This is a genomic window from Elusimicrobiaceae bacterium (assembly GCA_028700325.1).
In the GTDB taxonomy this organism is placed as follows: domain Bacteria; phylum Elusimicrobiota; class Elusimicrobia; order Elusimicrobiales; family Elusimicrobiaceae; genus JAQVSV01.
Map to the genome: position 1 here is coordinate 1 of JAQVSV010000063.1, position 11,844 is coordinate 11,844.

9 protein-coding genes are annotated in these 11,844 nt (G+C 56.1%); 8 read left to right on the forward strand and 1 reads right to left on the reverse strand.

Annotated features, from left to right (window positions below; genetic code table 11):
• From PHW69_07975 to PHW69_08000, 6 genes are all read left to right on the forward strand, one after another.
• A partial coding sequence (locus PHW69_07975; protein MDD4005123.1) for a serine/threonine-protein kinase occupies positions 1-2,341 on the forward strand: 2,341 nt, incomplete at its 5' end.
• Positions 2,319-3,101, forward strand: a complete 783-nt coding sequence (locus tag PHW69_07980) for a Stp1/IreP family PP2C-type Ser/Thr phosphatase (protein MDD4005124.1) — start codon at positions 2,319-2,321, stop codon at positions 3,099-3,101. The genes PHW69_07975 and PHW69_07980, both read left to right, overlap by 23 nt.
• 211 nt (positions 3,102-3,312) lie before the next feature.
• Positions 3,313-3,609, forward strand: coding sequence for a co-chaperone GroES (groES, locus tag PHW69_07985; GenBank protein MDD4005125.1), 297 nt, complete (start codon positions 3,313-3,315; stop codon positions 3,607-3,609).
• Positions 3,610-3,631: 22 nt separating this feature from the next.
• Positions 3,632-5,263 (forward strand): chaperonin GroEL, encoded by a 1,632-nt coding sequence (gene groL / locus PHW69_07990; GenBank protein ID MDD4005126.1) that lies wholly within the window; start codon positions 3,632-3,634, stop codon positions 5,261-5,263.
• Positions 5,264-5,428: 165 nt separating this feature from the next.
• Complete coding sequence (locus PHW69_07995) at positions 5,429-7,294, forward strand: hypothetical protein (GenBank protein ID MDD4005127.1); 1,866 nt, start codon at positions 5,429-5,431, stop codon at positions 7,292-7,294.
• A gap of 446 nt (positions 7,295-7,740) precedes the next feature.
• The gene (locus PHW69_08000; protein ID MDD4005128.1) at positions 7,741-8,142 is read left to right on the forward strand and encodes an OsmC family protein; all 402 of its coding nucleotides are present in this window, start codon (positions 7,741-7,743) and stop codon (positions 8,140-8,142) included.
• Between the two features lie 163 nt (positions 8,143-8,305).
• Here the strand turns inward: PHW69_08000 and PHW69_08005 are convergent, their stop codons facing one another.
• Entirely contained in the window at positions 8,306-10,084 is a 1,779-nt protein-coding gene (locus PHW69_08005) for an OPT/YSL family transporter (protein MDD4005129.1), read from the reverse strand.
• A gap of 118 nt (positions 10,085-10,202) precedes the next feature.
• Here PHW69_08005 and PHW69_08010 point away from each other — a divergent pair, with 118 nt between their 5' ends.
• A complete protein-coding gene (locus PHW69_08010; GenBank protein MDD4005130.1) occupies positions 10,203-11,435 on the forward strand; it encodes an MFS transporter in 1,233 nt (410 codons plus the stop codon).
• 65 nt (positions 11,436-11,500) lie between these two features.
• On the forward strand, positions 11,501-11,833 hold the full coding sequence (locus PHW69_08015) for a TIGR00366 family protein (GenBank protein ID MDD4005131.1): 333 nt from the start codon (positions 11,501-11,503) through the stop codon (positions 11,831-11,833).
• Positions 11,834-11,844 lie beyond the last annotated feature (11 nt).

Consider the following 11,844-nt stretch of genomic DNA (forward strand, 5'->3'; position numbering starts at 1 on the left):
CCTCGGCGCCGGGTGGTACCTCCGGCGGCGCCGGCCGGAGGAGAGCCCCCTCACAGAACCACCCGGGATGGTGGATGTTGTAGAAGAGGTCGTCGAGACCCCGCCACGGGTCGAGATCGCGGGCCTTATGAACATGCCTAATGCTGAAGCTGAAAAAGATCCCATTGTAGGGCTGGATTTTGCCGGCTGCCAGATTGTCAAAAAACTCGGCGCAGGCGCGATGGGCACTGTGTATCTTGGTCATCATCCCGGCCTTGATAAATATATGTGCGTCAAAATACTGGCTCCGGCGCTGGCCAAAGACGAAAGAAACGTGCAGTTTTTCCTGCGCGAAGCCAGAAGCGCCGCCCGGCTGGACCATAAGAATATTGTAAGCGTGTTCAACGCCGGAATCGAGCATGGGTATCATTTCCTCTCCATGAGTTTCATTGATGGCGTGACGCTGCAGGCTATAATAAAGGAAAAAGGCAAGCTGAGCGTTGACGAATCCATCAAGATTATCACCGGCATTCTTGAAGGCATGAAAGCGGCCCACGAGCAGGGCATAATACATCGCGATATCAAGCCGACAAACATTCTGGTTACGAAAGACGGCGTGCCGAAAATTGTGGATTTCGGGCTGGCACGCAAGGTGGACGAAGACCAGCAGCTGACGATGGTGGGCGAAATGGTCGGCACGGCCTATTACATGTCGCCCGAACAGGGGTTGGGGAAAAAAGTGGATCATCGCGCCGATCTGTATTCCATAGGCGCTACTCTGTTCTATATGCTTTCCGGCAAGTATCCTTACGAAGGCAAGACCTCGGTGGAGGTCATACACAAACATATAAGCGAAGAGCCGCCCAGTTTGTTCAGGATCGCGCCGGAAATTCCCATGTGGCTGTCAGATATCATCATGCGGCTGATGCAGAAAAAACCGGACGACCGGTTTCAATCCGCCGATGAAGTGATCAGAACTCTGCAGGCACGCGACAAAAAAGCGGGTGCGGCCCAGCCTGCCGAACCGGTCAAGGCCGGATCCGCGGTTATAGATTTTGACTCAATGCCCGCCAGTTCAGCGTTGAAAGTGAGCGGAGCGCAGGCAAATCCCGCGCCTGCCGCGCCGGAAACGCCCGCGCTGGCGCCCGTTTACGGGCCGGTGCCGCCCGGCCTGTCAGGCCGGGTATCGTCGCTATCGCCTTCATCCGGCAGCGGAACCGGAATGCAGGAGTTCAGCCTGCACACCCCGGTATCGCCGGTGCTCGAATACACGCCTGCCATACCGGAAGCGCAGCTTTCCCGCCGGGCGCCGCGGCCGGAAGTGAAAGTTTTCCGAAAATTCATGTGGCCGGATTTCAGGACGGCAGCCGGCAACGTGTCGGACATGCTGCTGGCGGCGGCGCTGATACCGTTGTCTGCGCTGTGCATGTTTGTGACGGGGCTTGTAAGCGGAGAGCGGCTTGCCGCAGGAGCCAGGCTGTCCGATGTTTTTGTGGCGCCGTGGGTAACTCCGGTGCCCTCGGTGCAGACAGCATTGCTTTCCACGGCGTTGTTTGTGGTCGTCTGCACACTGATTGCCGTCAGGCGGAATAAAGTCACTTTCCGCGATCTGGCTTTGGCCTGCGCTGTTGTATTAGCCTATGTGGCGGGCGCGGTGTCGCAAGGGGCGACTATTACGCATCGGGCCATGAACAGCATTCTGGCATTGCAGCCCGAAGCGGTGAGCAATATGGTGGTTTACGCGTCCGGCGCGTATCTGCTGGCGGGTTATTTTCTGAGCGGCGGGCGGCAGTTTGTGTCAAAACTGGCCGGCGTATTGCTGGGCGGCGTTATGCTGTACTGCGTGTTTGTTTTCAGCGCGGCTCCGGTAACCAGCTCCGCCAGTTTCGAGCCGGGTTATATAATCGGGTCGGTTGCGGCGGCGTTATGCGCTTTTGTGCTGGCGTTCATGCGCCGGACGTTTGTAGCGTCAATGGGCCCGTGGCTGATGCTGCTGGCCGCGGCGGCGTTGCTGTGGCTCTATCAAACCAGCCCCCGCGCGGATTATTTCGTTCAGGACGTGAAACGGGAGCAGAGCGAACAGATTGAAAAAGTGCTTAAAGCCAAAGCCGCCATGACCGCGCGGGATCCCAAACGGGCCGAGAAAATAAAAGTTCCGCGTCGCAGCACGTCGGGCGAGTTGTCCGCCGCATCGCGCAAAATGGCGTTTTTATATCCGCTCAAGCGTTTTGCCGATGACGCCGGCAAAGTCGGGTCTTATTTTTTAATGACGCTGATGTTTGTTTTGATTGCCGTGCTGCTTGCATTCGGTGAAATCCTTTATAGAGGGAAAGTCTGGCATGAAAAAGAATCAAATTTCTGACGACGGCGCAGTGTTAAAGGCGGATTTCGCCTGCCTGACGGATAAAGGCAAAGTGCGCGCTAATAACGAGGACAATGTCGCTATTGACGCGGCGTTGGGCCTGGCGGTCGTGGCGGACGGCATGGGCGGACACAATGCCGGGGAACTGGCCAGCAGTCTGGCTGTCGGGACGATGAAGGAAACTCTTGCCGATATGGCGCGCGGAGAGATTCCGTATATGGCGATAGACCCGGATCTGTCGCAGGAAGCCAATCAGCTTTCCTATGCCGCCAGCGCGGCCAATCTGCAGATTTTAAGCGACAAATGCCCGGAGAACCAGGGCATGGGAACCACGCTCACCGCGGTGCTTGTGCGCGGGCGCAAGGGCACGATAATCCACATCGGAGATTCCCGCATCTATCTGCTGCGCGATCAAGCCCTGACCCAGCTTACCAACGACCACTCTCTTGTGGCCGAACATGTGCGCAGCGGCGTGCTGACCGAGCTGGAGGCCCGCCAGTCCACTCTTCAAAACATTCTTACCAGGGCGCTGGGCATAAACGCCGACATCATGCTTGATGTCGAGGAACTGGAGCTTAAAGCGGGCGACAAGCTTCTGCTTTGCACCGACGGCATAAACAAAGTGGTTTCCAATGAGCAGATTCGCCAGGTTATGATCGCAAAGGCTGAGCCGGGAGATATCTGCAAAGAACTGGTGGATATGTCTTTGGCGGCGGGCGCGCCGGATAATGTCACGGTGGCGGTGGTCAATCTGTACTGAGTTTTTGCCTGCCTTGACGGTAACCGCCGGGCCTGCGCCACATCTTCCTTAAACATGTTTTGTTTTTCCGTCCAAAATTAGCACTCATTAGCGGCGAGTGCTTGACATGGTGCCTGGATATTTGCTAAATTAGCATTCAGACGGGCAGAGTGCCAGTAATGCTCCCCGGCGGAATTTGATTAAAATACCTGAACCAAGGAGGAAAGTCTTTATGGCAGAAATCCGCATACAGCCTTTGGGGGACAGAGTCCTCGTAAAGGCGATTGAAACAAAGGAAGTAAGCAAAAGCGGGATCATCATTCCCGATACCGCAAAAGAGAAACCGCAGGAAGGTGAAGTTATAGCGGTCGGCTCCGGGCGGGTTACGCCTGACGGCAAGCGGCTGGATATGGACGTGAAAGCCGGCGACAAGGTGCTTTACGGCAAATACGCCGGCACCGAAGTGAAGCTGGGCGACACGGAGTACCTGATCATGCATCAGGATGACATTCTCGGCGTGATAAAATAACTTTTCGGAGGAAATGACAGATATGGCAAAGCAAATTATTTTCGCGGAAGAAGCGAGAGCAAAAATCAAATCAGGCATTGACCAGATGGCGAAAGCCGTCCGCGTCACGCTCGGCCCCAAGGGCCGGAGCGTTGTGATTGACAAGAAATTCGGTTCGCCGCTTGTTATTGACGACGGCGTGACCATCGCCAAGGAAATCGAGCTGGAAGACAAGTTTGAAAACATGGGCGCCCAGCTGATACGCGAAGTCGCCTCGAAAACCAACGACGTGGCCGGCGACGGCACCACCACCGCAACCGTGCTGGCCCACGCGATCGTGACGGAAGGCATTAAAAACATTACCGCCGGCGCCAATCCCACCCAGATCCGCAACGGCATCCATAAAGCCGTGGAAGCGGCGACGGCGAATCTTAAAAAGATTTCCAAGCCGGTGAAGACGAAAGAGGAGAAAGCCCAGATCGCCACGATTTCCGCCAACGATGCCGAAATAGGCGAACTCATTGCCCAGGCAATGGAAAAAGTGGGACATGAAGGCGTCATAACCATTGAAGAAGGCAAGAGCGCGGTTACCGAACTGCATGTTGTGGAAGGAATGCAGTTTGACCGGGGCTACATTTCGCCTTATTTCGTGACCGACAGCGAGCGGATGGAAGCGGTCATGGAGAACGCCTATGTGATTATCACCGACAAGAAGATCAGCGCGATGAACGATCTGCTGCCGATCCTTGAAAAAGTCATGCAGACCGGCCGCCCCTTCGTGATCCTCGCCGAGGATGTTGACGGGGAAGCGCTGGCGACGCTGGTTGTCAATAAATTGCGCGGCACCCTTAAGGGCTGCGCGGTAAAAGCGCCCGGGTTTGGTGACCGCCGCAAGGAACTGCTTGCCGATATCGCGGCGCTTACCGGCGGAGAAGTTATCAGCGAAGACCGCGGGATGAAACTTGAGAAAGCCGAACTGGCGATGCTGGGGCAGGCCAAGCGCGTGGTCAGCGATAAGGAAAACACGACTATCGTGGACGGACTGGGCGATAAAGCCGTCATCTCCGCCCGCACCGAGCAGATCCGCCGCCAGATAAAAGACACCACCTCCGAATACGACAAGGAAAAACTTGAGGAACGGCTTGCCAAGCTGTCGGGCGGAGTGGCCGTCATCAGCGTGGGCGCGGCCACCGAAACCGAAATGAAGAATAAAAAGGCCAAAGTGGAAGACGCCAGAAACGCCACCCGCGCGGGTGTCGCGGAAGGTTTGGTTCCCGGCGGCGGCACGGCGCTGGTCCGCTGTGAAGGCGTGCTGGACTCGCTTAAAGGCGACAACGAAGACGAGCAGACCGGTATCGAGATCGTGCGGAAATCGCTGTCCTCTCCGCTGCGCCAGTTAGGCGAAAATGCCGGGTTTGACGGCGCGGTTATCGTCGAGCGGGTGCGCAATCTTAAAGGCAACGAAGGTTTTAACGCCGAAAACAACGAATACGGAGATCTGGTGAAGGCCGGAGTGGTTGATCCCGTCAAGGTTGTGCGGTGCGCGCTGGAAAACGCGGCGTCAGTCGCCAGCACGGTGCTGCTTACCGAGGCGCTTATCGCCGACAAACCTGAAGAGAAATCTTCAGCCCCGGCGATGCCCGGCGGCATGGGCGGCATGGGCGGCATGTACTAGGCCGCAATAGCTTAATATTCAAACGCCAAGCCCCCGGGAAACCGGGGGCTTGGTGCTTAGTCTGCGGCCCCGGGTTTAAAATGGGACCATTGGCCCTGGCTGCGCTGTTCCTTATGCGCTATATTAAAATATCAGTCTATCCAGATGACGAACCAGGAGTTCATTATGAATCTGAGAGCGTTGCTGTTATATCTTCTGTTGCTGGGTTTTATGGTTCCGGCCGGAGCCGGAGCCCCTGCGGCATCCGACCAGCCTGCGGCTATTACGATCAACCCGGTTGGGCCTTCCCCGGTTATCGGCTATTTTAAAGGTCTGATGCCGAAAGACGACCCTGCGCTGCAGAAAATCTGGATTGAATGTCTGACCGCGATAGCCACCCGCAATCCTTTCATTGCAAAGCAATGTTCAGGGCATGCCGACCTGATAGCGTGGCTGCAGCATCAGGATGCCAACCGCGCAGGCCTGTTCATCGCCTACACCGGCGCGATTGAGGACATGCAGACCAACCTTTACGCTTTCGCCGAATCTTCGAACTGGTCCGGGCTGGGAAGTTATCTTGTGTCCACGCTGGAAAGATCGCCTTATGTGGATCTGGGCTTCGGGCCAAATCCTGAAAACTTTCTTTACTGGGCGTTCCAGCTTAAAAACTCTTGTCCCAAATGCCCCACCGTCGCGGCTTCGGTAGTTCTGCCGTGGGAAATGCTGGGCATGCGCACCAAGCAAAACATTGCAGACGTGGTGGCAAAACGCAGCAGAAACGCCCGGCTGCCTGACCTCGAAACCGCAAAGGCGAAGTGGAGCCGTCTTACCTTAAAGCAGCGCAATAACCTGCTTGCGGCATACATGCGCCCGCTGGCTGCCAAATTCATAAAAGGCAAATGCGCCAATACCGCGCAGGAAAAAACGGAGCTGTTCGCCTATCTCAGCTTTGATGACGCAAGCATGAGCCGGGTTATGGACTACCAGGAAAAGTGCGACCTGCTCGACAGCATAAAACTGGGCAAAGACCGCACTAAAGTGCCCGCCGATATTCAGGCCAGATATGGGGATCTGCCTCCAGGCCGCCGTCTGGCGGAGCTGAGCGGCTACCTTAAACGCATGGGCAAGAACGACACCCTGCTGGCGAAAAAAATAAACGAAAGCCGCAATCCCATCGCAATGACGGAACAAGACAGAAAGAAACTGTCGGGCCTGCTTGCGCCCCTGCTGCTGGAACAGATCAGAACCACCGAAGTGGGTAAAGAAGTGGCCGGTTATTACGACCGCGGCGAACTGACACTGAAATTCAGCATCGAAAAACAGCGCGGTTCCAACGCCTACTTCTCGCCCGTAGACAGGAATATCGTCGTCAGTTCCGATCTGCTGAGCCGCTACATGCGCACCCACGGTTATACCATGCAGGATATGCTTACCGACAAGCGCGTACGCAAAGGATTCGCGAAATTCGTGTCGCCCACGTTCCTGCACGAAGCCATTCACCATGTGCAGAACGAATGGCTGGTGTCACATGGATACCCCGACATGTACGTCAAGGACAAGGAAGGTGAAACCTTCCTTACCCAAAGCGTTTACATGGAAGAGCGCATGCAGAGCGATCCGTCTTTCCGCAGGATGGTTGATTTGGAGAAAAAATACTCCGCCTTCATGAGCCAGAAGTTCGATATCAAGGAAACTTTTTTAAATGATGCCGACCAGCTGCGCTCGGATGTGGGCATGATGTATTCCACCGTACCGAACCTGCCCGGCGGCAGAGCCTCTTACTGCCTGCAACTGGTGGTCGAACTCAACCGGCGCTATCAGCTGCCCGAAGAACAGCAGGCCGCGCTGGAGGCGGATGGGCTGGATTATCATACCGCGATGGAGAAATATGCCAACTCGGACGATCCGTTCCGGTATATGAAAACCTCGGACCTGGAAGACATGCGCGACAACCTCGTGAGCAGAATAGCGGTTTACGAGGCGAAAGAAAAACAGGTTTTCGACGGTATTTCCGCCCGGCGCGAAGCCCTTAAAAACAACGCGCAGCGTTAACGGCGTCCAGTAAAAAAGTTATAGCAAGGCTTCCCGCAGGGGAAGCCTTGCTTTTTTACCGACCACGGGCAATTACAGCTGCAGCCATTCAAGCCGTTTGCGCACGTCGGACCAAGAACACTCCGCAACTGGTGCCGCGGTTATACCGCAGGCGCGCCGGTTTGACCGGTGGGCAGGAGCTGCGGCAGGCATAAGAAACCCATAAGGACAAGCAAGCAGAACGCACCTGCAGACCTGTGGCTGACTTTCATGCAGGCCAGCGCAAACGGTGTCTGTATTCTGTTCCTGCGGGCGTTTTTGTTTCCGGTTCGCAAACGCGCGTTCATAAGCGTTTTCGTTTTGCGCAACCTGGCTATCTTCGTCAATGCGCATTGCTGTGTATTCGGCGGTTTTTGTTGTACAATGGTTTCGATGGACGGTAGGTCGCGTTTTTTTCAGGAGGCTGTATGGAATTTAAAATTAGCGCCCGGTATGTTGGCGATGACCATGTGGAGCTGACTCACGCCATAAGCGGCAGTAAAATGCTTACCGATCTGCCGCCGGATAACGGAGGCCGGGGCCGCACTTTTTCTCCGACCGACCTGCTGACTGCGGCGGTCGCGTCCTGTTCGTTAAGCATAATGGCGAAATTCGCCGCGCGAGAGGGAATAAAATTTGAGGGCGCCGCTATCGAGATTGAAAAGCACATGCAGGAAAATCCGCGACGCGTTTCCGCGCTGACGGGCGTGGTGAAACTGCCCGCCGGACTGACTCAGCCTCAGCGCGAAAAGCTTATGGCCTGCATGAAAGCCTGTCCGGTAACGCGCAGTCTGCACCCGGAGGTAAAGCTGGATTTCCGGGCCGGATAGCCGGAATGCTTTTTTCGTTCACTTATACCATCAAAAGTATAACTCATAGATGTTTATCGTCGAGGAAAAGACCGAAAAAACCAACAAAATGTTAATTGTCTCAAATAAATGAACAAACGCCCGGCTGAAAATCAGCCGGGCGTTTTGCCGGAAAAAATAAACGTCAGCCTTTTAAAAAGCCTGCCACCACCAGCGCGGCAATCAGAACGCCCACAAGGCTTTCTCCGGCGATCAGGCCGGAGCTGACGGGCACTACGGTCTGCTCGGCCACCGCCGGTTTTTTCTTTTCAAGCACAAGAGTGATTAACGCGCCTGCGAACATGGATATGGTGTTGTTCGCGGGCGTGGTGAACGCAAGCCCCAGCCCCGTGGCGGACGGGATATACTTGCGGTGCTGCGGATACCATTTTTCAAGCAGCACCAACAGTATGCCCAGCACCCCGCCTATTATAAGCGCGGCCTGCGCGGTCGGGTGCAGTGTGTTAAACCCTTTGGCCAGCAGTTCCGCGACGCCTTTCCAGGTCTGCGCGCCGGGCGCGGGCCATTTGTCGGTGCCCAGCACATCGGCCGTCGGAATCAGCAGATTATATGCCGGCACTACAAACAGCGAACCCGCTATAACGCCGAAAAACTGGCCCCAGAACTGCTGCTTGGGGTCGCCTTTGACCAGATAGCCGCTTTTGAGATCGGTCAGCAGGTCTGCCGCATGCAGGCCTATTCCTCCGGTTACGTTGGCGGTCATGAGGTTGGTGGTCGCGTTGCCGGGGTCAAGCGCGCCGAACGTGATCTGGGTTATTTTGCCGAGCGCGCCGGTCGGCGTGGTGTCGGTTTCGCCGGTCGCGCGGCACGCGACGATGGCGATAAAAAAGCTCATAACCACCGATATTATGCCCATCCATGCTTTGATGCCGAAAATCCACCATTCGAGGAAAACGATAATCGGAGTAAGCACCCCTATGCCGATGAAGAACCACAGCATGGGCACCTCGGCGTTTTCCGCCTGCTTTCCGCCAAATGATGTGGTGACGCTTTTTATCGCGCGCAGAACCGTCCGCCACTGGAATGAAAAGGCCAGCAGCCCGCTTGTCAGGATCATGGCCGAGCCGAACCATACGCTCCAGGCCACTATGTGTTTGTAACCGAGCGCTGGATTGATAATGCCTTTCGAATAAAGCCACGGCGCGAGCAGGCCGTAATTGATCAGTGCGCCCAGCAGCATGCTCCACGCCGCGCGGAAGCCCATAATCGCGCCCGCGCCGATCATTATCATGCTGCCTTCAAAGGAAAGGGTGTAATCCATCAGCGGCCGGCCTTTGAGTGTGAGCGGCAGGATAGGAAACTTGCCGGGTATGTTAAAGGGGATCCAGTGGGCCTTCGCGTCCCGGAAGAACGCGACTACCGCGCCGATCGCCGCGCCCCAGGTGAGGTATTTCGCTTTTTCCGCGCCGCCGCAGTCGCCATGCAGGGCTTTAAGCGTTTCGGCGGTGGCGATGCCGGTCGGAAAACGCAGCTGTTCGATATTGATCATCTGGGTTTTCATCGGGATCGCCATCACAAGTCCCATCATGGCGATGGCCGCGATCCAGAAAAACATCTGCCAGGGATCCATCGCTTCACCGGTTATCATCATCAGGGCCGGAATGGCCGCCACCGTGCCGCCGCCCGTCATATAGCCGGCCGCGCTCGCCGCGGACTTTGAAATGTTGTTTTCCAGCATGCCCAGCGGTTTTTTCGTTATTTTCAGCTTATGCATAAGCGCGAACAGCGCAAATGCCAGTATCGCAGCCGTAATCGAAACGCCGATGCTCCAGCCGGTCTTTAGCGAGACATACAGGTTGGACAGGCTCATAAATCCGCCCAACAGCATGCCGGTGATTATGCCGCGTACTGTCAGCTGCGGTTCTTTTGAACCGTGACATTCCGCATTCAGGTGTGAGTTCATCGTATCATTCATGATGATATGATAATATCAAAAACGCCGCCTTGTCCGACAGGGCCGGTGTGCCTATATTGACGGCGGCAATTACCGCCGGGCCGAAAAATTTAGCACAATATATCCCATGGCTGTTTCCAGAAGACTGTGGATTCTCGCTTCCTGCAACGCTTTGCTTGCCGCTGGCTATGCGTTTTCGATGCCGTTTTTCGCCATTTATCTGGCCTCGGCTTATGATCTGCCGTTAAGCGGGATAGGGGCGTTTCTGTCGTTTTCCATGCTCTCCACGGCGGTTTCGCTGGCGTGCGGCGGTGAAATTTCAGACCAGATCGGGCGCAAAAAGATGATGCTGCTGGCTGTTTTCTCGCGCGCTTTTTCCGTGCTTGGCATAAGCGCGGCGATTTACTTCCATGTGCATTACCTGTGGATTTTCGCGCTGCATCTGCTGATGGGCTTGACCGGCAATCTTTTCACGCCCGCCGCCGACGCCTGGATAGCCGACAATGTGGAGCCGCGCCGGCGTGTCGCGGCGTTCGGGAGAATGCGCATAGGCATTAATCTCGGCTGGGCGCTGGGCCCGATGGCGGGGGGATTTCTGACCGCCCAGTCCTACCCGCTGGCGTTTGCCGTCAGCGGCGTTACCTATATAATAACCGGGCTGATTGTGCTGTATGCCATTGACGACGCGCGCGGACAGGTTCTGCGGTCCGCCAATTTTCGCGATATGCTGAGCGAGCTTAAAAACCGCCGGTTCGCGGCGTATTGCTTTTACGCCTTCCTGCTGGGCATCGTGATGGCGCAGCTGGTGGTGGGAATTTCGCTGTTCGCGATGAAATACCGGGGGTTTTCGCAAAGCGGCATTGGCCTGCTGTTTTCGGTGAACGGGCTGATTGTGGTTGTGCTCCAGCATCCGGCGGTGCTGTTTCTTGAACGGTTTCGCATAACCAGCGGGGTGCTGGCGGGCTGTCTGCTTTACGCGGCCGGTTATGTGATAGTGGGGTACGGCGCGGTTTACGGCGCCATGCTGGCGGGCGTAGTAATATTCTCGCTGGGCGAAATAGCCGTTTCTCCGGGCCTTAGCGCGCTGGCCGCCAACATGGCCCCGCCCCGGCATAAGGGCCGTTACCTTGGAATGCAGGGTGTCATGCGCCAGGCCGGGGGCGCGCTGGGCGTATTCCTGGGCGGAACCGGGCTTGAATACATAACGCCGTACTGGCTGGAGGGCATGTGGGTGCTGGTGGGTGTTATCGCGCTGGTTTCAGGGCTGGGGTTCCACAGCCTGCGTCATCGTCTTGCAATGCTGGAAAACGGGATGACCGGCAAAAATTCTGTACCCGAACCGCCTCCGGAACTGAATTAGCACGAGCGTTGCCTTGCCGCGGCTGAAAGACGAAAACTCATTTTGTTTGAGGATTAGAGGATTATATGAACGAAAAAAAATCCAGTCCGCTTGAAACTATGGGGTTAGCCATTTCCGGCTGGACCGAAAAATGGTTTCCCGATTCGCTGGTGTTCGCGCTGCTGGGCATCGCGGTGACTTTCCTGTTCGGCCTGTGCATAGGCGAAACGCCCGCGCGCATGGCGGTTGAGGGCGGCAAATCGTTCTGGGCGCTGGTGCCGTTCACCATGCAGATGGCGATGACCATCATCGGCGGATACGCGGTGGCCACGTCGCCGCTGGTGAACCGGCTGATCGTGCGGCTTGCCGGTGTGCCGCAAACGCCCAAAACCGAGGTGGCGTTTGTCGCTTTTTTTTAGATGGCTTCCTC